Genomic DNA, 25,541 nt, shown 5'->3' with positions numbered 1-25,541 from the left:
CATGAGCCAATCGGTTTATCACATTCCAGTTAAAGACATTAAAGGTCAAGAAATTGATTTAGAACAATATAAAGGCAAAGTTTTACTCTTGGTGAATGTAGCCTCAAAATGTGGATTGACCCCTCAATACGAAGGTTTAGAAAAACTATATCAAGCTAAAAAAGATCAAGGCTTGGAAATTCTCGGCTTCCCTGCCAATAACTTCTTAGAACAAGAACCGGGTTCAAATGAAGAAATCGAACAATTCTGTTCACTCAATTATGATGTACATTTCCCACTTTTCGCCAAGATTTCTGTGGCCGGTGATGATAAACATCCACTTTATCAAACATTGACCCAAGCGATTCCTGAACGAATCGGTGAAGGACCTTGGTGGAAAGATCTTGTAGATTATGGTTTAACACCGAACAACCCACCAGAGGTTCTTTGGAATTTTGAGAAATTTCTCGTCAATAAAAATGGTGAAATCGTTGCACGCTTTGCACCTGATATCACGGCAGATGATGAACGCATTGTGACTGCGATTGAAGCTGAATTGGCGAAATAAGTTTAATCATCACTGAGAAGAATAGCCTTATTCTTCTCATACTTCAGCTCAAACCAACCTGTATTATCTTATTGCATGAAAATGTTAACGAATTGCAAAAATCACATTTTTCTTCACACTTTCTGATTATAGTGACGCTCTTTTCAGATTTTGATGAAGTTCTGTCATGCTTAAATACCGCCCAATCTCCGCGATTCTTTCTGCAGCAGCATTGATTAGCACGATTGCGCTGGTCGGTTGTGACCAACCTCCTCAAAAGAATGAACAGGCTCAGCAATATACTGAACAAGAACAAAACACCCCTTCGAGCACCGAGCAAGACGCTCTATCCAATATTGCTGACAACCAAAATCTAAGTCACGGCAATATGTTTAATATCATCCGTGATGTTGCGCAACTGCAACTCAAAACAGATGACTACACAGCATTGTTGCAACGTTCGCAGAACCAACTCGAACAGGCGATTCAAAACCAGAATGTTCAACAACTCAAAGAAAGCTCTGCAACGCTTAAACAAGAACTTCATGCCTTACATGATGTTTTGTTATCTTTACAACTGAAAAGCACTGAAGTGGATCAAATCCGTCAAAGTCTGCTGAGTGCAAATCAACAGTTACTCAATCTACCTCTTTTACATGGTCAACAAGACATTAGCCAATTAGATTTTGAAAAAATCGCAGCACAGTTTAATAAAATTCAGGTCGATATGTTGAAACTTGCAACCCTTGTTTTAGGGAGTTCAACCTCAGAAGCAGATCAGCCAAACTAATCCTATAAATTTTCTGATTTTTAAATCTTAGATAGCTTGAATTGAATAAGGCGGGTTGGCATCGTTTGGGGCTTGTTGCTCCAAATCTGGTAGCTTTTCCGCATGTTGTGACATTTGCTTATACTTTTGCAGTTCAGCATTTAACTGTCTCACATGCTGTTTCAATTCTATCGATATAAATTGGTCTGCCTGTGCCAATGCAACCCAGCCTGCCTGAGCTCTGCGTTTAGGTTGATCATGCGCTAATTGTTTTTGTATCCATATATACAACCTTTGTGCACGTTGATAAGCCTCAAACTTATAAGCATATAAGGTTGTTGAAATGATTGCTTCTGGGATCTTCCCCATCAACTTTGTTTCAATCTGTCTCAGTTGAAACGCGTATAAATCAACTCGATATTTTAATAAATTCTGATTAAACCATTCTGCAAATCGAATCAACAAATCGATGACCAAATCCGATTGCGCCTTCAACGCAACTTTCTCAGAAGTAGGTCGACGTTGTTCAATCTTGTGTATCCGCCAAGTTCGATATACCGCAATCCCCCCAATAAAGAAAGCACCAATTGAATCCGAAAGTGCACGCCCCATTGTAGCTTCAACAGCCAAACTATTTTTTGATATTGAACTCGAATATTTATCCTGCGAATACATCCCCAATATGGGTGAATTTATCGATGTATTAAAATTACGATATACCGCAAAACCAGTATTCATCAATGGGATCGGTAAAAACTCTTCATTGCCAGTTGAATGCTGCAAACACGCAACAGCTGAGCGCTGCACCGAAGCATAGCTCAAAGCAAAATCAGCAAAGACTGAAGGATATTTTTCTTGTAAATGCGCAAGTTCAATATTCACAATAATCGCAATATGCGGATGCTGTCGTGCAAATGTTCCTATTTGATCAGCATCTAAGCTACATTTTACTTGCATGGGTGTGCCATCAACGATCAAATCAAAACTTGCAACATCAGTATGCTCAACAAATTCGATGCAATGTCCTTGTTGACTTAGATTATACGCAACTTGTTGTTTAGCAAGATAAGATGACACTTGTAACAACGCTGCATCATGCTGGCAATCAGACGCTGGGATTTGCTTTAAGTTATAAAATGCATCGGGCTCACGATGAGCGGCTGTTACCAAAGCATCCAGTACCAATGGATTTATTTGTAAGTAGTTCCAAATAAATCCCATACGATGATTGACCGCATTAATCCCACTGACTAACTTAAGATCACGCCCCATGAGAATTTTTTGCAATGCCGTATTCGCCGCTTTATGACGATCTAAGTTCATCGTAATTTCATGGTTATTGAGTAATTTGGGTGCACTCTCCACCACATTTTTATAATAAGGAACGATAAACTCATCTGTGGTTAGCCAATGATTCAAGGAATATCCAACAAATTTAAATTTATGCTGTATACCAAGCAATGATTTAGGTAATTCGCTAGGCTGGGATTGCAAGTTTGCTGGTAATAACAGCACTACAGCCCTTTGTGTTAATTGCTTATGTAAATGCGGTTGTTGAACATAATCAAGATTGGTCAAACATTCTAAAGCCTCAACCGCATCACGCTGTCCTTGCTCATTGTGATAATCATTTCGACTCAACAAGCAGTGTATAAAATCATAGTGCACACTTTCAGGATGATAAGCTTGCTGTTGAAATAGCATACGATAATTTTTAATTGCAGCTGACCAATCCTCTAAACGAGAATATAACTCGGCTAATGCTAACGTAACGGAAGAATTATTATATTTATCTTGTAACTGGTTAAGAATACTCAGTTTTAGATCACTATCTTGGCACGCGAGTAACTGAGTTAACAATGCGGCTCGTTCAGATATCGCAAGCGGTGACTGAGCATGTTGCAATCTAAAATTGAGCCCTTGCTCAAACCACGCATATCGATGAGCATGTTGTGGATAGGCGGGGATAAAAACCTGATTGATGAGTTGAATCAAACGCAATGAACAATGCGTTTCATCGACTGTACTGTGTCGGAAATTCCAAACTTTAGGTAAGTTTAGACTAAAAAATTGCGTATAGAGATTAGCCGTTAAATCAGGCTGTATTAATGTCACGAGTTTTATCTGATCTTTGACAGACAAATGATGTCCTTGTTGTTCGATACGATCCAAGCGCAACTTTAAGACATTACTTGCTAACATACTTTTCCTAATTTTTTCTTTAATATACGCATTCGTTATAGCTTACAACGATGTCATCCCTTCATCGTTAAGCATTCATCATATTATGTTTCGAGATAATAAAAAAGCACCTTGAAAACAATCTAAGATTGATATTGAAGGTGCTAAAAACCTGAATTAAGCGTTGTTATTATTTAAAAAAATCGCTAATTTACTTTTTATCCAAACTAATACTCTGCTTACTACACTTTCCAGCTTGTGCAAATTTATACTCAGCAATCGCTTTTTTACCTGTCTCTAAATCTACTTGTTTCAGGTTCGCGCCACCTGTGATTACACCAGGTTTGATATATTGCTGAATAAAATATTGTTTTCCTGCTTCTGTATTCAGTGTCAAATGATTCGGTGAAAAATCTGATTCAGTCGAAATCGTATGTTTCTGGTTACCCTCCACCTCTTTTAAGAAGAATGTGCCACGCGCAGTTTCACCTAAACACTCTCCGTCAATCCAAACATCTTTTTTGAGTGCTGCACCCAACACACTATTTGAACGGTAAACATAAACCGCAGCTTTACCTTCTGTAGGTGCATCAAGTTTTTTTGCTTGTTGAGACAATTGCGGTGTTGCTTGCGGTACGGAAGCACAACCAACAAATGTCAGTGCAAGAATGGCTGGAAGTAAAATTTTCATTATGATAATTCTCATGAAGTTATATGTTGCGAGCAGTACTTTATATGAAAATGAGAACTATTTGAATTTTGTTTCCAGTTTATTTTCCAATAAAAAAGCCACCTGACGGTGGCTTTTTCAATCGAAAATCGGTACTGATTAAAGTGCGCGATTTTTGATTTTACGAATCGTTTCAAGCTGTGCTGCAGTTTCTGCAAGCGAAGCAAGTGCAGCAGCAGAATCCAAATCACTCTTTTGATTTGCGAGCAATTGTTCAGCTTGTTTACGAGCTTCTAAAATTGCCGCTTCATCTAAGTTGTCCGCACGGATTGCAGTATCTGCAAGTACAGTCACAACATGAGGTTGAACTTCTAACACACCGCCAGATACATAAACGATTTCTTCTGTACCATTTTCCAACTGAACACGAATCGGGCCCGGTTGGAGCAAAGTTACAAGTGGTGCGTGCCCTGGTAAAATACCAAGCTCACCACCTGCGCCTTTTGCGATTAACATCGTAACCGTGCCAGAGTAAATCGACTCATTCACACTTACAACATCACATTGCATCGTCGCCATGAGAATCTCCTTAAATTAGAGTTGCTAATTAAAGTTTCTCGGCTTTAGCAATCACTTCGTCAATACCACCAACCATATAGAACGCTTGTTCTGGAATGTGATCGTATTCACCAGCTAATAGACCTTTAAAGCCACGAATCGTTTCTTTAAGTGGTACTAATTTACCAGGTGCACCAGTAAATACTTCAGCTACGTGGAATGGTTGAGAGAAGAAACGTTGGATTTTACGCGCACGGTAAACAACCAATTTATCTTCTTCAGACAATTCGTCCATACCCAAGATTGCGATGATGTCTTTAAGCTCTTTATAACGTTGCAATACGTTCTGTACAGAACGTGCAATTTCATAATGCTCTTGACCAACAACCAATGGATCTAGCTGACGTGAAGTTGAGTCAAGTGGATCGATCGCAGGGTAAATACCTTGTGAAGCGATGTCACGACTCAATACAACTGTTGCATCCAAGTGAGCAAACGTAGTTGCAGGAGATGGATCTGTTAAGTCATCGGCTGGTACGTATACTGCTTGGATCGATGTGATCGAACCAGACTTAGTCGACGTAATACGCTCTTGAAGAACACCCATTTCCTCTGCAAGTGTCGGTTGGTAACCTACTGCAGATGGCATACGACCTAACAATGCTGATACTTCAGTACCTGCAAGTGTATAACGGTAGATGTTGTCTACGAACAACAATACGTCACGACCTTTACCATTTTCATCTTTCTGATCACGGAAATATTCAGCCATGGTCAAACCAGTTAACGCTACGCGTAAACGGTTACCAGGTGGCTCGTTCATCTGACCGTAGACCATAGCTACTTTGTCAAGAACGTTAGAATCTTTCATTTCGTGATAGAAGTCGTTACCTTCACGAGTACGCTCACCAACACCAGCGAATACAGATAAACCTGAATGCGCTTTAGCGATGTTGTTGATCAACTCCATCATGTTAACGGTTTTACCAACACCAGCACCACCGAACAAACCAACTTTACCACCTTTAGCGAACGGGCATAGCAAGTCAATGACTTTAATACCTGTTTCTAAAAGATCAGTAGAAGCTGCTTGTTCTGCATAAGAAGGTGCTTCACGGTGAATCGGCAAACGCTCTTCAGTCGCAACTGGACCCGCTTCATCAATCGGACGACCCAAAACGTCCATGATACGACCAAGCGTAGCAGGACCTACTGGAACAGAAATCGGTGCATTTGTACTAGTTACATTCAGGCCACGTTTAAGACCTTCTGTAGAACCCATTGCGATGGTACGAACAACACCATCGCCAAGCTGTTGCTGAACTTCTAATGTAGTTTCAGTACCGTCAACTTGGAGAGCGTCATAGATCTTAGGAACGCTATTGCGCTCAAACTCGACGTCGATAACCGCGCCGATGATCTGAATGATACGACCGCTACTCATTGCTGTCTCCTCAATTCAAACTTAATAATGTTAAACGGCAGCGGCACCGCCAACGATCTCGGAAATTTCCTGAGTAATCGCGGCTTGACGCAGCTTGTTGTAAATGAGTTGTAGGTCTTTAATCAATTGTCCTGCGTTGTCTGTCGCTGCTTTCATTGCGACCATACGAGCAGATTGCTCACATGCAACGTTTTCAATTACACCTTGATAAACCATCGACTCGATATAGCGAACCAACAAACCATTTAACAGCTCTTCTGCTTCTGGTTCGTAGATATAATCCCAACCATAAGTACGGTTAAGATCTTCGCCTTCTTCTGCTGGTGCCAAAGGAACAAGTTGTTCAACTTTAGGTTGTTGGGTCATCGCATTGACGAAACCATTTGACACAAGGTAAATACGATCTAATTCACCTTTATCAAATGCATCAAGCATTACCTGAACTGAACCTGTCAACTGTTCCAAACTCGGTGTATCACCAAGCTGGGTAGTTGCACCAAGCACTTTACCGCCGTAACTCTTAAAAAACGAAACCGCTTTTTGACCAATCAAAGCAAATTCAACTTCAATTGACTGCTCTTGTTGTGCTTTGACATGCTGCACAACTTTCTTGAACAAGTTAATGTTCAAGCCACCTGCCAAACCACGATCTGAAGACACCACGATATAGCCAACACGCTTAACAGGGCGTTCAACCATATAACGGTGTTTGTATTCAGGGTTTGCTTGAACCAAGTGAGCAATTACACGGCGCATATTATCGGCATACGGACGGCCTTGAGCCATGCGCTCTTGCGCACGACGCATTTTAGAAGCAGCTACCATTTGCATCGCGCGAGTAATCTTTTGCGTGCTCTTGATACTAGCTACTTTGGCGCGAATTTCTTTTAAATTTGCCATACGCTTAACCTAGTAGTCGAAAGCTCTTTCGAGCTTTCGAAGGTTGATCCGTGAACCAAACTTAACTAAAGCTTAACTTAGTAAGTTTGAGTCGCTTTGAAGCTCTCAATACCTGCTTTGATTGCAGCTTCGATGTCTTTGTTGTAATCACCAGTTTCATCGATCTGTTGCATTAACGCAGCATGTTCAGAGCGGAAGTAAGAAACCAACGCAGCATCAAAGTCTACGATTTTCTTCACTTCTACGTCAGCCATGTAGCCTTCGTTAGATGCATATACAGAAATAGCTTGGTCAGCAATTGAGTATGGAGCATATTGTTTTTGCTTCATTAACTCAGTTACACGTTGACCATGCTCAAGTTGCTTACGAGTCGCTTCATCAAGATCAGAAGCAAACTGAGCAAACGCAGCCAATTCACGGTATTGCGCTAAAGCAGTACGGATACCGCCAGACAATTTTTTGATGATCTTAGTTTGAGCAGAACCACCAACACGAGATACAGAGATACCCGCGTTCACAGCAGGACGAATACCTGCGTTGAATAATGATGTTTCTAGGAAGATCTGACCGTCAGTAATCGAGATTACGTTTGTTGGTACGAATGCAGATACGTCACCAGCTTGAGTTTCAATGATCGGTAATGCAGTTAAAGAACCAGTTTGGCCTTTAACTTCGCCGTTCGTGAATTTCTCAACATAGTCAGCAGAAACGCGAGAAGCACGTTCAAGAAGACGCGAGTGAAGATAGAATACGTCACCTGGATACGCTTCACGACCTGGTGGACGACGTAATAACAATGAAATTTGACGGTAAGCAACAGCTTGCTTAGACAAATCATCATAAATGATTAACGCATCTTCACCACGATCACGGAAGTATTCACCCATTGTACAGCCAGAGTACGGAGCTAAATACTGCATTGCTGCAGGATCAGCAGCCGCTGCTGCGACAACAGTTGTATACGCCATAGCGCCAGTTTCTTCTAGCTTGCGTACAACGTTTGCAATTGTTGATTGTTTTTGACCAATCGCAACATATACACACTTAATACCAGAGTTTTTCTGAGCGATGATCGCATCGATCGCCATTGCGGTTTTACCAGTTTGACGGTCACCAATAATCAACTCACGCTGACCACGACCTACAGGGATCATGGTATCAACTGATTTATAACCAGTTTGAACAGGTTCGTCTACTGACTGACGCCAAATTACACCTGGTGCTACTTTTTCAACAGCATCAGTTAGTTTTGCATCAATAGGGCCTTTCCCATCAATTGGGTTACCCAAAGCATCTACTACACGGCCAAGAAGTTCAGGACCTACTGGAACTTCTAATACACGACCAGTACAACGAGCTTTTTGACCTTCTTGCAGGCTTAGGTAGTTACCTAAAACAACGGCACCCACTGAATCCTGTTCTAGGTTCAGTGCCATACCGAATAAGCCGCCGTCGAATTCGATCATTTCGCCGTACATGGCATCCGCAAGACCGTGAATACGCACGATACCGTCAGATACCATAACAATGGTACCCTCATTTTTTGCGGTCGCGCTGGTGTCCAGATCGCCGATACGCTGTTTAATGAGCGCACTGATCTCGGATGGATTCAGTTGTTGCATTGCGCTATTCCTCAATCTTTTTTAAGTTCAGTCTTTTTGCTATTACGCAAGAAGACGAGTCCGCATTTTTTCAAGCTTGTTAAGCGCAGAGTCATCTATCACTTGGTCGCCTGCACGAATCACAACACCTGCGATCAACGCCGGATTAACGGTCACAGTCATTTGAACTGTTTTGTTAAAACGTTTTTCTAGTGCATGAGCTAAAATATGCTCTTGCTTCGCGTCCATCGGGAAAGCAGATTCAATCACTACTTCCAAGGTGTTGTTGTTCTGCGATTTAAGTAATTCATATTCTGCTGCGATTTCAGGTAACAACGTTAAACGATCGTTATCTGCAAGAAGTGTCAGAAAATTTGACACTGCTTGAGATTGATCTTCACCTAAAACCTTCGCAAAAAGACCTACTTGTTCCGCAGGAGTCAGCTCAGGGCGATTTAAATAAGCGGAAAATGCTTCATCTTGCACCGCAGCACCGAGCAGTTGTAACGCATTTGACCAAGCGTCAGTTACATTCTGCTCAGATGCATAAGCAAATGCTGCTTTAGCGTATGGGCGTGCCAACGTCAAGAGTTCAGCCATATTTCCCTCGCTTAAAGTTTAGCAGCCAGCTGAGTCAGCATGGCATTATGAGCTTCTGCGTCAACTTGTTGGTTCAGAATTTTTTCTGCGCCATCAACTGCCAAAGCAGCAACTTGTTGACGTAATTCTTCGCGAGCAGCATTGATGTCCTGATCAACAGTTTCTTTCGCCTGTTGACGAATACGCTCACCTTCAGCCGCAGCTTGGGTACGCGCTTCTTCGACCAATTGTGCCGCACGACGGTTCGCTTGTTCGATCAATTGAGCCGCTTGTGCTTTTGCTGCATCGATCTCTGCCTTTACTTGTGCTTGCGCATCAGCTAAGTCAGCTTTCGCTTTTTCAGCAGCATTTAAGCCATCAGCAATTTTACGCTGACGCTCACTAATCGCATTGATTAGTGGTGGCCAAACAAACTTCATACAAAATGCGACAAAAACCGCAAATGCAATCGCTTGGCCAATCAATGTGAGGTTGATATTCATTTCGCTATTCCTCAATATGTGGATTTAGGAATTAAGCTATTAACCTACAAATGGATTAGCGAAGATGAAGAACAAGCCAATACCAACACCGATCATAGGCACAGCATCAAGAAGACCCGCGATTAAGAACATACGAGTTTGAAGTTGTGGAGCCAATTCTGGTTGACGAGCAACAGCTTCTAGAAAGCGACCACCCAAAAGACCAAAACCAATCGCAGTACCTAAAGCACCGAAAGCGATCAAGATAGCAGATGCAATTGCAACTAGACCTAAAGTGAGTTCCATGAAAAATTCCTCAGAGGTTAGGTTATTACCAAATTAAACTAAAAATTTAAGCCCAACCATCAACTGATAGTTAGGCAATACCATTAATGCTTTTCGCTTGCCATGCTCAAGTAAACGATGGTCAGCATCATAAAGATAAATGCTTGCAACGTGATTACAAGAATGTGGAAAATAGCCCAAGGCACAGATAACGCCCACTGGATCCAGAACGGTAATAATGCGATCAAGATGAAGATCAACTCACCCGCATATAAGTTACCGAACAGTCGAAGAGCCAACGAAACTGGACGAGCAAGGAAAGTTACTAACTCCAATACAAGGTTCACTGGAATCAATAACGCTTTTGCAAATTTATTACTTGGGTTAAATGGGTTAAGTGCCAATTCGCCAACAAAACCACCTACACCCTTTTCACGAATACTATAGAACAAGATTAAGGCGAACACAGATAATGACATACCTAAGGTAATGTTCGGATCTGTAGTCGGTACAATCTTGAAGTAAACATGATGCGGGTCCATACCAAATACGTGAGCACCGATTTGTTGAGCAAGGACAGGAATCCAGTCAACAGGCACTAAGTCCATTAAGTTCATGAGGAAAATCCACACAAAGATGGTTAATGCCAATGGTGCAATTAAACGTGATTTGCCATGAAAGGTGTCACGGACACTTGAGTCCACAAACTCGATAATCATCTCGATTGCTGACTGGAATTTTGTTGGAACACCTGCGTTAGCAGCTTTCGCAACAATCCAGAACATCAAACAGAAAATAATACCAAGTCCGATAGACCAACCCATTGAATCCAAGTGAATTGCAGTGAACCCCATCGATTGAGCTTCTTCAGCAGACTCAGCCAATTTCCATGTCCCATCTGGCATTTTGCCATAGGTCATATTGGTCAAGTGATGCTTGATATACTCGGTCGAAGTCAGGGCATGTTCTTCAGCAGCCATAAATCACACCTGGTCAATGTCAATCATTAAAAAGAGGAAAAATGAATATTGCGGACTGCAAATATCTCACTCTACCCTCCAAAAATCTTTAAATGTGCCCTATTCTCGTTGTTGCAATCGTGACACCCAAAATGGCGCAACCCACGACATTGCTTGAACGAGAATAAATCCACCCAACAATGCAACCGGTGACAGCGGTTTAACATTGCTCAAAATCAAAATAAAACCCACGATCACAATCGCAAACTTACCGAGCATTCCCCGATACATGTTGAGCATGACTTGTTTTGATGCCCTAGCACCAGCCGTCCTGAACGACTGCCAAGCAAAATAACAATATGCTAACCAACAAACCGAGGCCCCAAGCGCAGCACTCAAAGCAGCAGTTCTATCATTTATCATCCATGCCAGCAAAGCTGCAACTGGAATCATACATGCTTGTAAGAAGACCAAAGCTTTTGCTAATCGTCGGTCAATCAAGCGACTAGTTCGGCTCATTTTTTACCCACTCACAGCATAACTGCTTGACAAGTTTTAATCATGATCGTTTCGAATCGCTGGCATTATAGAGTTACACCCCTGAACATGCAATCTTTTATCGACCTAAGTCTGCTTTTTTCGTTACCATATTTTTTGACGATAGAGTCAACGCATTTTTATTTTTTTGATCAATTTTGAACACTTATCACGCATTTATCGGTTTTTGAAGCCAATTTTTTCCAAGCAGCAATAAAATTGCCCTCACCGTTCATGCTTTCATCCACTGTTTCAAAAATGACGGGATTTAACCTGCGATAGACATTTTGATTCGCTGAAATTTCAGCCAACAAACACATCTGTGTTTTTGGACGATTGTCATTCAAATACTTAATCTGTGCGGCTGTTGGTGCAATGTGTGGATCATCAGTCAAAGCACCTGCAAATTTCAAATTCAGTGCTCTTTCTAAATACTGATATGCATCATGATAAGACCAATATGGTTTTGACTTATGACTACTTTCATATTGTTGCGCTGTTTGTCGCATTTGCTGCGCAAACTCTCGTGCATTGGCTGTGTATTTCGCTTTGTTTTCTGGGTATTGTTGCGAGCGTAAGGCCGCGATGAAAAATGCAATTCGAACCGCGTTATTAGGTTCTAACCAAACATGACTATCAACTGTATTATCCAATGATGCACCACGTAAACTACGCTGTGGTAAAATTGTCAAAATACCCGCATCTAAAAGTGAAATGGCTTTTCTATTCTGACTTAACAATTTATCTAATGGTGCTTCATGTGCCTTGCCCAACCAAATCACCAAGGAAGCATCCTGAATGATTTTGCGATGTGCAGGCGTTAAGTGGACATCATGTCCCGTCTGATCATTTAAAAGAAGGGTTGGCGTTTCCACACCATTGGTCACTTCTTTTGCAATCAAATAAATTGGCTGTGTTGACACGACTAAGCTTTGCGTCCAGCCCCATGTGCTTAATAAGGAAAAGGTGACGAACAAAACAAGGCGCAACATTACAACACTACTCAACTTGGCAAGGCATGTTATAATATAACAAAAGTTCAAAAATGCCTATGTCTATTTTCTATATTTGCCACAGCTTCTATCACAAGTATGACTTATATAGTGAGTTCTCAATGAATTGCATGGTATGATGTAGGGTCTATTGAACACACTACACATTTCTATTTTTTAGATGCTTGCTAAATCTAGTGGCTTGGATCACTTTTTAATGTGTGCGTGAAGATCAATAGACCCTTGGCTAATAATGAGGTCCATTTATGAGTTCTTGTTCACATGAACATGACAATGCTTTACACGGTGTTCATGGTCATCATGATATCAAAGCACGACTTGCTGAAGCAGAATATCTGTGTACCACAACTGGTGCACGGCTCACACCTTTACGCAAAGAAGTCCTTGAACTCATTTTAAATGCCTCTGCACCGATGGGTGCTTACGATTTGTTGGCAAAATTAAAAGGCCAAGCTGATCGTCCTGCTGCCCCACCAACGGTGTATCGCACACTCGACTTTTTGTTGGAAAAAGGCCTAATTCACCGTCTCACCTCAATTAATGCCTATATACCTTGTTGTCATCCACGTGAAGGGCATCAAGCTGCATTCCTAATTTGTACAGAATGCCATATGGTTAAAGAGGCGTCTGCTCAAGGACTGATCCAGCAACTTGATCAATTGGCTGCTTCCGATCAATTCACTGCTCAGCACAGCATTATTGAAATTTCTGGGAAATGTCATCAGTGCAGCACAGCACCCTAACAACTCCACTCATCCAGTTGGAGAATATCTCTGTTCAACGTGATGAACGAGAGATTTTGAGAAATGTTGATTTTGACTTAAATGTCAAAGAGATTGTCACGCTCATCGGTCCAAACGGCGCAGGAAAGTCGACTCTCATTAAAGTATTACTGGGCATCATGTCTCCCAATAAAGGCAAAGTTCATTTTTCGAAAAAGTTAAAAATGGCTTATGTCCCACAAAAATTCAATCCATCTGCAAGTTTACCACTTCGTGTTCAAGACCTATTGGATTTAGAGTTTTGCGAGAAACGTCTTCGTCAAGAAATTATCCACGATACTGGCATCTCAAAATTACAAGAATCTAGAGTCCAACAATTGTCTGGAGGCGAACGCCAGCGTGTTCTTCTAGCTCGTGCATTATTACGTCAACCTGACATTCTCATTCTAGATGAGCCAATGCAAGGTTTAGATATCCAATCCGAAGCAGAGTTGTATGAATATGTTCGCAGCCTACCTGAACGCTATGGCTGTGCAGTACTGATGGTTTCACATGACTTACAATGGGTGATGCAAGGAACACATCGTGTGGTTTGTTTAAATAAACATATTTGTTGTAGTGGCTTACCTGAAAGTATCCAACAGCATCCTGAGTATCAAGCTATATTTGGGACGCAACGGATGTTTTACCAGCACCATCATAACCACTGTGTGCATAGTGATCATGCTGAGCCATGTGCGCATGACCCTCGCCCCCATATTCATCCCGAACCAAAGGTCTAAGCCATGATGGAATGGTTACAACTGCTATTACCCGCTTGGATTATGGGAACATTACTGGTGTTCTTGACCGCACCACTCGGCTGTCTAATGCTATGGCGCAGAATGTCTTTCTTTGCAGATACGATGGCTCACGGTACGTTGCTCGGGGTCGCAATCGCAGGAATTTTGAGTCTTCCTTTTTGGTTAGGCGTTGGTTTTTTAGCGCTATTGTTAGTTGCCATTTTATGGGTTCTTCATGATTCTCGGCTACCTAATGATGCATTGCTGGCGTTGTGTTCAGCCACACTTCTCTGTGCTGGCTTACTACTGATTCAACAAGTCCCAAGCCTAAGACCAGAGTTATTAAGCTATTTATTTGGCGATCTACTCAGTATTGAATGGTCAGACTTACCTATTTTTGCGGTAGTCATTATGATCGCACTGGTGGTGTTATATCGTTCATGGTCTGCACAAATTCAAATCGCAATTGATCCAGATATCGCGATGAGCGAAGGGATCAATGCCAATTGGCAACGCTTAATTTTTATGTTGCTTCTGGCTTTGTTTACGGTCTTAGCACTGCGTGCTGTAGGCTCATTACTCATGGGTGCGCTATTGGTCATCCCAGCATTGAGTGCACGTCTCCTTGCTCACTCGCCTAAACAAATGGTGCTTTGGGCATTCTTGCTCGCACAATTGGGTATTACAGTTGGCTTATGGTCAAGTGCAGCATTAAATATCGCGACCGGCTTAAGTATTGTCCTATTTATGGCGCTGATCTTCGCCGTGATTTTTATGCTTCAAAAATTTAATAGATCGTCACAGACAAGCTAATCCGCATTTTTTAATTGGATTGCTGGATTGCGCCAAGTAGCAATGCAGCGCAACTAAACATTATCGCAAAGCTTCGATTTAAATATTTCTGTTGTTTTGGTGAACGTAATAATCTCAATACTTTCGAAGCTAATCCTGTATAACCCGCCATCACAATCAAATCGATTGTCACCATGGTGATCGCCATAATCAAATATTGCAACCACTGTGGTCGCCCTAAGTCCAAAAACTGCGGCAACACCGCCAATAAAAATACAATCGCTTTGGGATTACTCATATTGACCACAAATCCTTTAAACATCAAAGCAGAAGCAGATTTGTGGATGTACTCTTTTTCAATCTCAATGGCTTGAATGGGTGCTGTCCACTGTTGATACGCCAAGTAAAGTAAATAGGCAACGCCGAACCATTTCACCATCTGAAACGCCCAAGGTGTTGTCGCAAACAATACACCAACACCCGCAGCAACAATCATAATTTGAAGCAGCAATGCAATTTGCAACCCTATCACATTCCAATACCCGTGCTTAAACCCATGATTTAAGCCACTCGACATGGAGACAATTGCTCCCGCACCAGGTGAAATACTAATCACCCAACAGGCCAACATAAACGCAAACCAGACTTGTAAAGACATAGCAACACGGCAACATAAAAAGTGGAATTATACCGTTTTTATTTTGCCATGATCTTATGTGATAAGACCATAAAACTGAGCAAATAAACTTTTAAGCTCAATCAACATCAGGCACAATGATTTATTTTCCGACCTTTAAAAAATAATGAAGGAGTTTTTAATGACTGCTCAATCTGTCATTCTTCCACTACCATCTGATCATGCCCGTTTTATTGTTTTGCGCTTAAAAGATTTAACTATTCTTGAATTAAAACAACAGATTGATGCTCTACTTTCAACTCGTGATCGCCTGATTAGCCAACATCCAAACGGTCAAATTAAAACAGCAATTGCCTTTGGCCCTGAACTTTGGGCAAAACTCTACGCAGAAACCCCCACAGGTTTTAAACAACTTAATCCTGAACAAGGGGCATTTAATATGCCTGTCGTGCCTGCGGATGTATTTATTCATATTGCCAGCGCCCGCGCGGATCTATGCTTTGCAATGAGCCAAGCCTTCTTTGCGGGTATACAAGATAAAGTTGAAGTGCTTGATGAGCGCGCTTGTTTCCGCCAATTTGATGGCCGTGATTTGACTGGCTTTATTGATGGCACGGAAAACCCACAATTCCCCGAAGACCGTGCAGAAGCAACCCTCATCCCAGATTCCGCAGGTGTATTTGCGGATGGTAGTTTTATTTTTGCACAACGTTATGTCCACGATTTAGCCAAATGGCACCAACTCAAAGTTGATGCACAAGAACATGTGATTGGGCGGACGAAACTCGAATCAATCGAACTTGATGACGATGTAAAGCCTGAAAATGCACATGTTGCTCGTACTGTTGTCGAAGATGATGCTGGCGAAGAAATGGAAATTTTACGTCATAGCCTACCTTATGGTGATGGCAAGGGTGAACAAGGCCTATTCTTCGTCGCATATACCAATAACTTAAACATCATTGATGAAATGTTAAAACGCATGTTTGGCACCACTGGAGATGGTATCCATGATCGTCTATTACACTTCACCACTGCGGTAGATGGTGCTTATTATTTTGCACCTAGTGATGAACTGTTAGCTGAAATTCTAGAAGTCTGAATGACCAGATGCTATGTCAATGCAGTGACATAGCATCCTTTTTCTCATGTGATGAAATCCGAACAAAAAAAGATTTATAGGAATATCTTAAATCCTCACAAATCCCTCTCCCCTTAAAGCTGCAAAATTTGCTATATTTAGCGTTTTTCCGCGACATTTATTTCGGTAACTATGAATACGGCAATACAAGCAGCTCTCGATCATGCGGTACACACCCTGCAACAACAAGGCGTACTTCCTTCAGATTGGACCAACACGAGCCATTTAACCCGTACTAAAGACCGAAGTCACGGAGACTTTGCTTCGAATATTGCGATGATCGGCTCTAAAGCAGCAGGTATGAAGCCTCGTGATCTTGCTGAAAAGATATTGGCAGCACTACCTGAGGTTGCAGACATCAGCAAAGCAGAAATTGCAGGTCCTGGTTTTATTAACTTTTTCTTAAACGCAGATCAACGTTTTGCTGTACTTGATCAGATTGAAGCGCAAAAAGATCAATATGGTCGTAGCCAAGTCAATGCAGCCAAGAAAATTCAGGTTGAATTCGTCTCTGCTAATCCAACGTCAAGCTTACATGTCGGTCATGGACGTGGAGCTGCCTATGGCATGACTGTTGCGAACTTATTGGAAGCAACTGGAGCAAAAGTTGATCGCGAATACTATGTCAACGACGCTGGTCGTCAAATGGATATTTTGGCGACTTCAACCTATCTCCGTTATTTAGAATTGACGGGACAAACACTGGTTTTCCCTAAAAATGCCTATCAAGGCGACTATGTCAAAGAAATTGCACAAGAAATTATTAATAAAGATGGCAATACCTATGTTCGTGCAGTAGCAAACATCTATAAAGATGTACCAGAAGACGTGCAATACGCTGAAGCATTAGATGCCGAAGGCAATAAGGTTGTGCTATCTGGTGACAAAGAAAAACATATCGATGGACTAATTGCCAACTCACAACAACAATTAGGCGAAGGCTATCGCGTTTTCCATCAAGCAGCGTTACATGCCATTTTAGACGACATTAAAGATGACCTTGCTGATTTTGGTGTGACTTTTGATGAGTGGTTCAGTGAAGCATCTTTAACAGAAAAAATTGATGAAGCATTAGCAACTCTTGATCAGCGCGGCTACCTCTATGAAAAAGAAGGTAATATCTGGTTTAAATCGACTGAATTTGGCGATGAAAAAGATCGTGTTGTAAAACGTCGTAATGGTCAAACCACTTATTTTGCCTCGGACATTGCTTACCATCTGAATAAATTACAACGTGGCTATACCGACCTGATTGATATCTGGGGTTCTGACCACCACGGTTATATTTCACGTGTGAAAGCAGCGATTGATGCGATGGGTTATGACTCGAAGAAACTGACCGTACTTTTGGTTCAGTTCGTGAGTTTATGGCGCGGTGGCGAAATGGTACAAATGTCATCTCGTTCAGGCCAATTCGTAACTTTACGCGACTTGCGTAAGGAAGTTGGTAACGATGCTGCTCGTTTCTACTATGTCATGCGTAAATCTGAGCAACATATCGACTTTGATTTAGATCTTGCTGTTTCACAAAGCAAAGACAATGCGGTGTATTACATTCAATATGCGCATGCGCGTGTAAACAGTATTGTGAACCGTGCTAAAGAGAAAGGCATTACATTTGACGTTGCATCTGCACGCCAAGTTGCCAACTTATTAACATTGGATGCTGAAACAGAAATTTTAGCTAAATTAGCAGCTTACCCTGAAATTGTAATTCGTGCTGCGAATGTCTGTGAACCACATCAAATTGGCAACTACTTAAAAGATCTTGCTGCGTTATTTCATGGATGGTATGCACAAGATGGCGTTAAATTTGTTGATGAAGCAAATATTCCACTATCTCAAGCGCGTTTATTACTTTCAATCAACGTGCAGCAAGTATTGCGTAATGGTTTAGAATTATTGGGTGTGTCCGCTCCTGAGGCAATGTAAGCAACACTCTTACGCAGCGTTGCTGCTCATGTCGCAAGACGGAGGGCCACGCCCGAAGTGTCACTTATAAATAAAATGGCACTTTGTAAAGCAAAATAATGACAAAACCTTGATTGATATCGGACAAACAAAGCATTATTTTTAAAGATAATGCTTTGTTTCTTTCAAGATTCAAGTTACAAATAATATAAGCTCAATCAGGGAATCGCTTTTCTTAGCGCGTCATATTGTTTGAGTGGTTCTAGCCAATAACGCAATGCATGGCTGAATAAACAGCCCCTTAGGATTAAGAGGAATCTCCGGTGTTTGGAAAAACGCAACGTGGTGTATCTGAACGACCAAATAAACCCAAAAAACCACTGATTCCAAAGTGGTTGGGCATGCTTGTTGCAATTCTTGCAATCTTATGTGTAATCGTGATGCTGATGTTGTGGAAACCATGGCAGCCCGTTCCAGCTAAAAGTCAGATCACGTCTGAACATTATCAAGAAGAAAATACCAATAAAGACTACCGTTTTTACGACTTACTTCCACAACAGCAAGTCACTCCTATTCCTGAACAAGCTGTACCAGAAACCAAACAGCAAGGTAATGTCGTGATTATCGAGTCACCTCGAGTTGAAGCGACCACAACAGAGGAATCTGAGGGTGGTATCACTGCCAGTGAACAAACTCAACCTACTGCACCGACCTATATTCTACAAGTTCGTAGCTATCCGGATCCTGACAGTGCAGATGCTCGTCGTGCAGAGATCATTCTGAATGGTTTATCTGCGGATGTGGTGAGAAGTGTTGAGAATGGTCAAACGTGGTATCGGGTCATTTCAGGTCCTTATGATAGTCAAGAAGCTGCTCTTGCCGCACAACAAACCTTGCAACACAGTGGGATTGATTCCATCGTCATTAAACGTTAATTCGATATACTCAACAAAAAAAGGAACGATGACTCGTTCCTTTTTTAATGGGTGTCTCTTAAACGCATTCAGAATCTAAACTTTTCTGCTCAGCGCGCTGAAAAGCAGCACGTTCCTGAACTCGTTGAACAAAAGCCTGTATATTTGGATATTTACCATGTAAACGCTTTTGTAATGCCATCAATGGAAATGCCATTTGAATATCTGCAAAAGAAAACGCTCCTGCAAAATAATCATGTTCTGCCAAATAATCTTCTAAATAAATAATATGCTCTTTGACACGAGGGCGAACGAAACCTGCTTTGACACCATCCGTAATTTTGTTGGCAATTGGCCGAATTACCCAAGGAACGTGTTTACTCACACTATTCAATACTAAAGTCATCACCAACAAAGGCATCAAAGAACCTTCAGCATAATGCATCCAATACAGATATTGATGCTGATCTTCCATGTGTTGCGGTTTAAACTGTTGCTGCTCATCATAACGTTGTTGTAAATAATCCAAGATCACGGCAGATTCTACAATGACCTGTGCATCATCTACCAAAATCGGAGCCTTGCCTAGCGGATGAATTTGCTTAAGACTTTCAGGAGCGGTGTAGTTGGGCGACCTTTGGTAGTATTCAACTTGATAATCGATACCAAGCTCCTCTAATGCCCACAGTATTCGAAATGAACGTGAGCATTGCAGATAATGTAAGGTAATCATTTTTGTGCCTGCCATGTGCTACGTAACTGTTGTTTAAATCCCTCTCACAGTTGCGTTTAGAATTATATTTTGCCCAAGCACAATAGCATTATCATGTTAAAGAATCACCGTCTGTATGTCTAAACTGCGTAACAAAGTTTTAGTTACTGGTGTTTTACTACAGACATTGAGAAGTTTTTCTTTTAAATCTTGTGAAACAGGTTGGGCAAATATTACTCGACGCTCAATATGTTCCTGCTGTTCACGATTGGTATGAAAATCAACTTCAACTAAAAAATCACCGAGTTCTATCTCTTTATGTTTAGCATACATACGCAAAGTAATCATCGTGCACGATGCTAAGCTAGCCGTGAGAAAATCATACGGCGCTGGTCCAGTATCATGCCCACCAGCAGCTTCAGGTTTATCGGTCAAAAATTGATGTGTACCACTGCTTACTTCACCTTGCCACGGCGCAGTCAATGCCTGTACTTTTGCACTTGCAATCACACTCATTTCGAAGCCCTCATTTGATCTGGTAATGTAGGCGCCTCTAAGCGTTTACCTTGATAATCAGGAATCTCTCCAAAACGAGAATGATGATTAATCCAATCTTCACGTGCTTGTTTTAGATCTTCCATGGTACGTCCGACAAAATTCCACCAGAGCAAGATAGGCGACTCAAATGGCTCTCCACCAATTAACAGCACACGGTGACCTTGGGTTAACTCAACTTCTATTTCAGTTAATCCAGTTTCTAGAACCACCATATTGTCCGTGTTAAGCTCATGTCCATTGACTCGGGCTGTACCTTCTAATGCCATAAAGGCATATTCAAATTTTGGATTGAGCGGAATTCGGGTTTTGGTATCGGTTTGTGCAGTTAAATCCACGCCAACCAAAGGTGTATGCACCTCAACAGGTGAAAGCGTATTTAGAAACTCACCGACCAACACTGTAAATTCAACTTGATCTTTAACCACAACAGGTAATTCTGGATAATGCTGAAAATTAGGCTCCATATTGCGCTTATCATCAGGCAAAGCAATCCATAGTTGCGCTGCATGCATCTTGGTTTCGATCTCTGGTGCAACCTCAGTATGAGAAATACCACGGCCAGCTGTCATTAAGTTGACCTGCTTAGGACGTATAAGTTGCTTAGAACCTAGACTATCAGTATGCATCATGGTGCCTTCAATCATCCATGTAAAAGTCTGCAAACCAATATGCGGATGTGGCCCGACATCTAAGCCATCGCCTGCGGGAAAGCTCACTGGGCCTGCGTGATCGAGAAAACACCAAGCTCCGACCAAGCGTTTTTGACGACTAGGCAACGCACGCTTAATCATGGTGCCCTTGCCTATTTCTGCAGATCGAATCGTAAATTCTTGAATAAATTGATTGATATAAGTTTCACAGTCTTTTGAATCAGAAATATCATAGTCGTTATTATTGCTCATGATTTCGCTCTCTTTTACCTATGCTATTGCAATGAGTTGTTTTATTGATCTTAACAATACAAACACGATTCAATATAGTCTTTTGGTAATACGCTGAGTACCATTCATGAGACAATCAAAATCTGTTTTCACGATCATTTGTGCAACAAATTTTTAATGCTGTGGTGGGAGGTCCACAAACAAAGCCGTCAAACGCCGAACCAATGGCAGACACACCAATACCGTTGGGTATGCGATTGCCCAAGATAACATCCATGTCGCAAACCATTTTGAAACAAATTCGGGTATAAAACCCAAATTCATCGACAGATTTATAAACGATATGATTCCGCTCATTAAAGCTGATAGTAAGAATGGTACAATCCAAACCGCATATTTGGCAGGTAGTTTTTTAAATTTCAATTTTCGCTTCTCAATACCATGTTAGTGAAGATCAAATCAACGCTTCACATTTAGCATGAAGTTTTTCATAAACAAACTGGTTTGGCATGCTGTTTTTAGTTTTTTTAGCATAGAAGTTTTTTATCTGAAGCAATAATAATATCAAAACAAGTGTTTAACCTCTATCTTACACCACTTCCACCTGCCCAACCTGATGATAAGCACGATTAAAATACACTAAACTTTGGTCATGCTGACTACGTTGAATCGCCACAATAGGACAAATAAAAATAGTATGCGTCCCGATTTCTTGGATTTGATCAATTTCGCAATCAAAACTTACCAAAGCATCATCCAAAACAGGAGCACCTGTTTCCAACTCGGTCCAGATACCATGTTTAAAGCGTTCTTCGGGCGCTAATTTAGACGAAAATACTTTAGAAATATGTTCATGATGTGCGCCTAAGACATTGACAGTTAAAATTTTATTTTCAACAAAGTGTACATGTGAACTCGATGATTTATTCATACAAACCAATAATGTCGGCGGCGTGTCCGTCACACTACATACTGCAGATGCAGTAAATCCATAACGACCTGATAAACCAGTAGTCGTCACAACACTCACGGCACTGGTCAACAAAGACATCGCATTTCTAAAGTCTATTGATTCAATCATCATTCAGTTCCAGCAATTGAGCCATACGCTTATGTGCTTGGCTATATCATTCGACTTGATCAGATCAGCATTTAATTTACAGACATGCTGAGTAAAATGAGATCTGCTTTTCATCAAAATCATGATTGCCGATTTACTCAAATAAAATCGGCAATCCTATACACATTACTATTTCAGTATCTAGTTTAAGCAGAAAGCTCTCTACGAATAATGTCAGCACCAGCACTTAAAGCATTGAGTTTGCCTCTTGCAACGTCACGTGCTAAAGGTGCCATACCGCAGTTGGTTGATGGATAGAGTTTGTCAGCATCCACAAACTGAAGTGCTTTGCGTAAGGTATCGGCAACTTCTTCAGGTGTTTCAATTTGATTAGTTGCTACATCGATCGCGCCCACCATTACTTTTTTACCTCGAATCAGTTCAATCAGATCCATTGGTACACGAGAGTTATGGCATTCTAAGGAAACAATATCAATCTTGGATTTTTGCAGCTTAGGGAATGCTTCTTCATATTGACGCCATTCTGAACCCAAGGTCTTTTTCCAATCAGTATTGGCCTTGATCCCATAACCATAGCAAATATGCACGGCAGTTTCACATTTAAGACCTTCAAGTGCACGTTCTAGAGTCGCAACACCCCAATCATTCACTTCATCAAAGAAAACATTAAATGCGGGTTCATCGAACTGAATAATATCTACACCTGCGGCTTCTAACTCTCTCGCTTCTTGATTAAGAATTTTGGCAAATTCCCAAGCGAGTTTTTCACGGCTTTTGTAGTGACCATCATATAGTGTATCAATCATGGTCATCGGACCAGGCAACGCCCATTTGATCGGTTGCTTAGTCTGTTGACGTAAGAACTTAGCATCTTCAACAAAAACAGGTTTTTGACGGCTTACAGCACCTACAACTGACGGCACACTCGCATCATAACGATCACGGATTCGAACGGTTTCACGTTTTTCAAAATCTACACCGTCAAGATGTTCAATAAATGTAGTTACGAAATGTTGACGGGTTTGTTCACCATCGCTAACGATGTCAATGCCTGCAAGTTGTTGCTCATGCAAGGACAAACGTAAGGCATCTTGTTTGCCGTGAATCAACTCTTCATCTTGCAACTTCCAAGGTGACCAAAGCTTTTCTGGTTCTGCAAGCCAAGATGGTTTTGGTAAGCTGCCAGCTGTTGAAGTCGGTAATAATATTTTCATCGTCAATCATCTTCTCAATATGAATAGTTAAACAGCAGCACAGTTTTGATCAGCGTAGTTCTTTGTCCACTGCTCAAGAATATTCTGATAGGGTTTGATGAACTGCTCTTCAACGAATTTGCCTTGTTCAATCGCCAATCGGCTACGCTCTTCTCGGTCATATACGATGCGAGTCAGTGAATAATCTTGATTCTTCAAACTCGGTTGATAAAACGTTCCTGCCACAGAGTTAGCGTTGTAAATCTCAGGACGATAAATCTTTTGGAAGCTTTCCATGGTACTGATGGTGCTGATCAACTCAAGGTTGGTGTAATCACTTAGCAAATCACCTGAGAAATAGAAAGCCAAAGGCGCAACGCTATTTGGCGGCATAAAGTAACGAACTTTTAAGCCCATTTTTTGGAAATACTCATCCGTTAAAGAGTATTCATCTTGCAGGTATTCGACACCCAAAACCGGATGTTGATTCTCGCTACGGCGATAAACTTTACTGCTCGAAACACTGAGGCAAATCACAGGCTGTTTTTTAAAGTTTGCTTTGTAAGTATCAGAGTTAATAAAGCTCTTAAATAAGTTGCCGTGTAGATCACCAAAGTTTTCTGGTGTTTTAAATTCAGACTGATTTTTATTATGATCAAGCAATAACACACTAAAATCATAGTCACGTACGTAAGAAGAAAAATTATTCCCGACAATGCCTTCAATGCGCTGATTGGTTTTTTTATCAACAATATTGGTTTTTAATATTTCAATCAAAGGCAATGCATTTGTATTGCTTTCAGCATCAATTTTCATTTCAACGGAAATAATTTCAAGTTCGACAGAATAGCGATCGCTATTTGGGTTATCCCAATGTGCCAAAGTATTGAAACGATTGTCGATCATTTTTAAAGTATTGCGTAAATTTTCTTGACGACTTTCGCCACGAGCCAAATTCGCAAAGTTGGTGGTAATGCGAGTATTGTCCGAAGGGCGATAGTCTTCATCGAAACGAATACTCTTTATCGTAAATTTAAATTCTTTACTCATTGATCTGACACCCTAATTTCCGTGATAAATCTAATTTCTTTATGATGTGATTTATACCCGATTCACAACATGAATAAAAATGATTTAGTTTCATAGAAAAGTGAGTAAAATTCATCTATTTAAATTTATTATTTATTAACAATAGCTTATTCAAGAATAAACTTACTTGGATTTGTGATTGTGCGTGTAATTAAAAGGTTTCATGTTTAAAGTGATGAGATGGGGCTTCTTTAGGTAAAGCTTTTTTACTGTAATGTCAGATTATGAATAATAAGAAAAATGGGAAATTTTTCATTTAAGACGTACTATTCAGTCTTTGATCGTCAAGAGTATCCAATGAGGCAAACTATATGAAGATATGTCCCCGATGCGAGCAAAGTGTAATTCTTGAAAAAGTTCTAAAATTTAATAAACAGCATATTTTTATTTGTGATGAGTGCGATGCTATATGGTTTGATATGAAAAATATATCTCCTACAACATTTATTGATTTTAGTACTTATATGGAAGGTTTTTCACGAACAGATCAATGGTCAGAATTCGAAGATAAAATAAGGAAGTAAATCCAGCCTATCCACTTTACCTAAAGCGATGTTTTAAGTCCATTCTATAATATAGTAATAAGACAAATCACATTTTTTCATGGATTAATTTATCGTTATT

General features: G+C 40.9%; 29 protein-coding genes. 9 read left to right on the top strand and 20 right to left on the bottom strand.

Annotation, left to right across the window (positions count from 1 at the left end):
* The first annotated feature begins 1 nt into the window (after position 1).
* Positions 2–547, top strand: coding sequence for a glutathione peroxidase (locus tag AAC851_RS10035; protein ID WP_075316380.1), 546 nt, complete (start codon positions 2–4; stop codon positions 545–547).
* Between the two features lie 166 nt (positions 548–713).
* The gene (locus AAC851_RS10030; RefSeq protein ID WP_075316381.1) at positions 714–1,316 is read left to right on the top strand and encodes a hypothetical protein; all 603 of its coding nucleotides are present in this window, start codon (positions 714–716) and stop codon (positions 1,314–1,316) included.
* A gap of 27 nt (positions 1,317–1,343) precedes the next feature.
* Here AAC851_RS10030 and AAC851_RS10025 read toward each other — a convergent pair whose 3' ends face one another.
* The 12 genes from AAC851_RS10025 to AAC851_RS09970 form a co-directional block, all read right to left on the bottom strand.
* Entirely contained in the window at positions 1,344–3,497 is a 2,154-nt protein-coding gene (locus tag AAC851_RS10025) for a hypothetical protein (protein WP_075316382.1), read from the bottom strand.
* Positions 3,498–3,687: 190 nt separating this feature from the next.
* A complete protein-coding gene (locus tag AAC851_RS10020) occupies positions 3,688–4,167 on the bottom strand; it encodes a DUF2846 domain-containing protein (RefSeq protein WP_005085684.1) in 480 nt (159 codons plus the stop codon).
* A 138-nt stretch (positions 4,168–4,305) separates the two neighbouring features.
* On the bottom strand, positions 4,306–4,725 hold the full coding sequence (locus AAC851_RS10015; protein WP_004637489.1) for a F0F1 ATP synthase subunit epsilon: 420 nt from the start codon (positions 4,723–4,725) through the stop codon (positions 4,306–4,308).
* 28 nt (positions 4,726–4,753) lie between these two features.
* Positions 4,754–6,148: a F0F1 ATP synthase subunit beta gene (gene atpD, locus AAC851_RS10010; protein WP_004637488.1), complete on the bottom strand. Its 1,395-nt coding sequence runs from the start codon at positions 6,146–6,148 to the stop codon at positions 4,754–4,756.
* 30 nt (positions 6,149–6,178) lie between these two features.
* Positions 6,179–7,048: a F0F1 ATP synthase subunit gamma gene (gene atpG / locus AAC851_RS10005; RefSeq protein ID WP_004637487.1), complete on the bottom strand. Its 870-nt coding sequence runs from the start codon at positions 7,046–7,048 to the stop codon at positions 6,179–6,181.
* A 77-nt stretch (positions 7,049–7,125) separates the two neighbouring features.
* Entirely contained in the window at positions 7,126–8,670 is a 1,545-nt protein-coding gene (gene atpA / locus AAC851_RS10000) for a F0F1 ATP synthase subunit alpha (RefSeq protein ID WP_004637486.1), read from the bottom strand.
* Positions 8,671–8,712: 42 nt separating this feature from the next.
* Entirely contained in the window at positions 8,713–9,249 is a 537-nt protein-coding gene (locus tag AAC851_RS09995; protein ID WP_340600834.1) for a F0F1 ATP synthase subunit delta, read from the bottom strand.
* An 11-nt stretch (positions 9,250–9,260) separates the two neighbouring features.
* Positions 9,261–9,731 (bottom strand): F0F1 ATP synthase subunit B, encoded by a 471-nt coding sequence (locus AAC851_RS09990; RefSeq protein ID WP_004637483.1) that lies wholly within the window; start codon positions 9,729–9,731, stop codon positions 9,261–9,263.
* A 39-nt stretch (positions 9,732–9,770) separates the two neighbouring features.
* Entirely contained in the window at positions 9,771–10,016 is a 246-nt protein-coding gene (atpE, locus tag AAC851_RS09985) for a F0F1 ATP synthase subunit C (RefSeq protein WP_000424060.1), read from the bottom strand.
* An 83-nt stretch (positions 10,017–10,099) separates the two neighbouring features.
* Positions 10,100–10,975 carry a F0F1 ATP synthase subunit A gene (gene atpB, locus AAC851_RS09980; RefSeq protein ID WP_004637481.1) on the bottom strand — a complete coding sequence of 292 codons (876 nt, stop codon included), beginning with the start codon at positions 10,973–10,975 and terminating at the stop codon, positions 10,100–10,102.
* Between the two features lie 99 nt (positions 10,976–11,074).
* Complete coding sequence (locus AAC851_RS09975) at positions 11,075–11,473, bottom strand: ATP synthase subunit I (RefSeq protein WP_004637479.1); 399 nt, start codon at positions 11,471–11,473, stop codon at positions 11,075–11,077.
* 170 nt (positions 11,474–11,643) lie between these two features.
* Positions 11,644–12,483, bottom strand: a complete 840-nt coding sequence (locus tag AAC851_RS09970) for a metal ABC transporter substrate-binding protein (protein WP_340600833.1) — start codon at positions 12,481–12,483, stop codon at positions 11,644–11,646.
* Between the two features lie 266 nt (positions 12,484–12,749).
* On the opposite strand from AAC851_RS09970, the gene AAC851_RS09965 reads away from it, so the two are divergent.
* From AAC851_RS09965 to znuB, 3 genes are read left to right on the top strand one after another with little or no spacing between them, the layout of a single operon-like run.
* On the top strand, positions 12,750–13,247 hold the full coding sequence (locus AAC851_RS09965) for a transcriptional repressor (RefSeq protein WP_004637476.1): 498 nt from the start codon (positions 12,750–12,752) through the stop codon (positions 13,245–13,247).
* On the top strand, positions 13,220–14,008 hold the full coding sequence (znuC, locus tag AAC851_RS09960; protein ID WP_161984612.1) for a zinc ABC transporter ATP-binding protein ZnuC: 789 nt from the start codon (positions 13,220–13,222) through the stop codon (positions 14,006–14,008). Before AAC851_RS09965 ends, znuC begins: the two co-directional genes overlap by 28 nt.
* A 3-nt stretch (positions 14,009–14,011) precedes the next feature.
* Positions 14,012–14,821 carry a zinc ABC transporter permease subunit ZnuB gene (gene znuB, locus AAC851_RS09955; protein WP_004637474.1) on the top strand — a complete coding sequence of 270 codons (810 nt, stop codon included), beginning with the start codon at positions 14,012–14,014 and terminating at the stop codon, positions 14,819–14,821.
* 10 nt (positions 14,822–14,831) lie between these two features.
* Here the strand turns inward: znuB and AAC851_RS09950 are convergent, their stop codons facing one another.
* Positions 14,832–15,458 carry a LysE family transporter gene (locus tag AAC851_RS09950; protein ID WP_075316383.1) on the bottom strand — a complete coding sequence of 209 codons (627 nt, stop codon included), beginning with the start codon at positions 15,456–15,458 and terminating at the stop codon, positions 14,832–14,834.
* Positions 15,459–15,618: 160 nt separating this feature from the next.
* Here AAC851_RS09950 and AAC851_RS09945 point away from each other — a divergent pair, with 160 nt between their 5' ends.
* The 3 genes from AAC851_RS09945 (at position 15,619) to AAC851_RS09935 (ending at position 19,424) form a co-directional block, all read left to right on the top strand.
* Positions 15,619–16,539: a Dyp-type peroxidase gene (locus AAC851_RS09945; protein ID WP_075316384.1), complete on the top strand. Its 921-nt coding sequence runs from the start codon at positions 15,619–15,621 to the stop codon at positions 16,537–16,539.
* A gap of 171 nt (positions 16,540–16,710) precedes the next feature.
* Positions 16,711–18,510 carry an arginine--tRNA ligase gene (gene argS, locus AAC851_RS09940; RefSeq protein WP_075316385.1) on the top strand — a complete coding sequence of 600 codons (1,800 nt, stop codon included), beginning with the start codon at positions 16,711–16,713 and terminating at the stop codon, positions 18,508–18,510.
* 302 nt (positions 18,511–18,812) lie between these two features.
* On the top strand, positions 18,813–19,424 hold the full coding sequence (locus AAC851_RS09935) for an SPOR domain-containing protein (RefSeq protein ID WP_075316386.1): 612 nt from the start codon (positions 18,813–18,815) through the stop codon (positions 19,422–19,424).
* Between the two features lie 58 nt (positions 19,425–19,482).
* Here the strand turns inward: AAC851_RS09935 and AAC851_RS09930 are convergent, their stop codons facing one another.
* The 7 genes from AAC851_RS09930 to AAC851_RS09900 form a co-directional block, all read right to left on the bottom strand.
* Entirely contained in the window at positions 19,483–20,136 is a 654-nt protein-coding gene (locus AAC851_RS09930) for a glutathione S-transferase family protein (RefSeq protein ID WP_005085700.1), read from the bottom strand.
* Between the two features lie 96 nt (positions 20,137–20,232).
* The gene (locus AAC851_RS09925; protein WP_100834151.1) at positions 20,233–20,631 is read right to left on the bottom strand and encodes an OsmC family protein; all 399 of its coding nucleotides are present in this window, start codon (positions 20,629–20,631) and stop codon (positions 20,233–20,235) included.
* Positions 20,628–21,575, bottom strand: coding sequence for a pirin family protein (locus tag AAC851_RS09920; RefSeq protein WP_005085704.1), 948 nt, complete (start codon positions 21,573–21,575; stop codon positions 20,628–20,630). The genes AAC851_RS09925 and AAC851_RS09920 overlap by 4 nt, the downstream gene beginning before the upstream one ends.
* Before the next feature lie 153 nt (positions 21,576–21,728).
* Positions 21,729–21,977, bottom strand: coding sequence for a DUF2798 domain-containing protein (locus AAC851_RS09915; protein WP_223804358.1), 249 nt, complete (start codon positions 21,975–21,977; stop codon positions 21,729–21,731).
* Between the two features lie 166 nt (positions 21,978–22,143).
* Positions 22,144–22,635, bottom strand: coding sequence for a flavin reductase (locus AAC851_RS09910; protein WP_005085705.1), 492 nt, complete (start codon positions 22,633–22,635; stop codon positions 22,144–22,146).
* Between the two features lie 185 nt (positions 22,636–22,820).
* Positions 22,821–23,849, bottom strand: coding sequence for a methionine synthase (locus AAC851_RS09905; RefSeq protein WP_004637464.1), 1,029 nt, complete (start codon positions 23,847–23,849; stop codon positions 22,821–22,823).
* 27 nt (positions 23,850–23,876) lie between these two features.
* Positions 23,877–24,878 (bottom strand): DUF1852 domain-containing protein, encoded by a 1,002-nt coding sequence (locus AAC851_RS09900; RefSeq protein WP_017395373.1) that lies wholly within the window; start codon positions 24,876–24,878, stop codon positions 23,877–23,879.
* A 350-nt stretch (positions 24,879–25,228) separates the two neighbouring features.
* Between AAC851_RS09900 and AAC851_RS15910 the strand changes: the two genes are divergently transcribed.
* On the top strand, positions 25,229–25,441 hold the full coding sequence (locus AAC851_RS15910; RefSeq protein WP_075316392.1) for a TFIIB-type zinc ribbon-containing protein: 213 nt from the start codon (positions 25,229–25,231) through the stop codon (positions 25,439–25,441).
* Positions 25,442–25,541 lie beyond the last annotated feature (100 nt).

This window comes from Acinetobacter sp. HZNU-JH01 (genome assembly GCF_037996845.1).
GTDB lineage: Bacteria > Pseudomonadota > Gammaproteobacteria > Pseudomonadales > Moraxellaceae > Acinetobacter > Acinetobacter haemolyticus.
Note: the sequence above shows the minus strand (reverse complement) of the source record. Positions and strands in the feature narration are given on the sequence as shown.